Origin of the sequence: Pseudomonas sp. DE0010, from assembly GCF_007680745.1 — a bacterium.
In the GTDB taxonomy this organism is placed as follows: Bacteria; Pseudomonadota; Gammaproteobacteria; order Pseudomonadales; family Pseudomonadaceae; genus Aquipseudomonas; species Aquipseudomonas parafulva_B.
Genome location: NZ_VEJQ01000264.1, coordinates 1 through 246 on the forward strand (window position 1 = coordinate 1; position 246 = coordinate 246).

1 protein-coding gene is annotated in these 246 nt (G+C 61.4%); it reads left to right on the forward strand.

Going from position 1 to position 246, the window contains the following annotated elements:
• The coding region (locus tag FS767_RS22480; protein ID WP_144968285.1) for a S16 family serine protease at positions 1 to 147 on the forward strand (147 nt) is incomplete at its 5' end.
• Between the last annotated feature and the right edge of the window lie 99 nt (positions 148 to 246).

Genomic DNA, 246 nt, shown 5'->3' on the forward strand with positions numbered 1-246 from the left:
ATCGCGGCGCGGCGGCAGAAGATCAGTGAACTGATCCTGCCGGAGCCCAATCGCGGTGATTTCGAAGAGCTGCCCGCCTATCTCAAGGAGGGGCTGACCGTCCACTTCGCCAAGCGCTTCGCCGACGTCGCCAAGGTGCTCTTCTAGTCTGACCGTCCGACCTCTTGGGGTATGCTCTGCGTTTTGCCGTCATACCCCGGAGGTTTCCATGTCCAACCGTCTGCTGTTCTGCGGCGCACTGCTCCT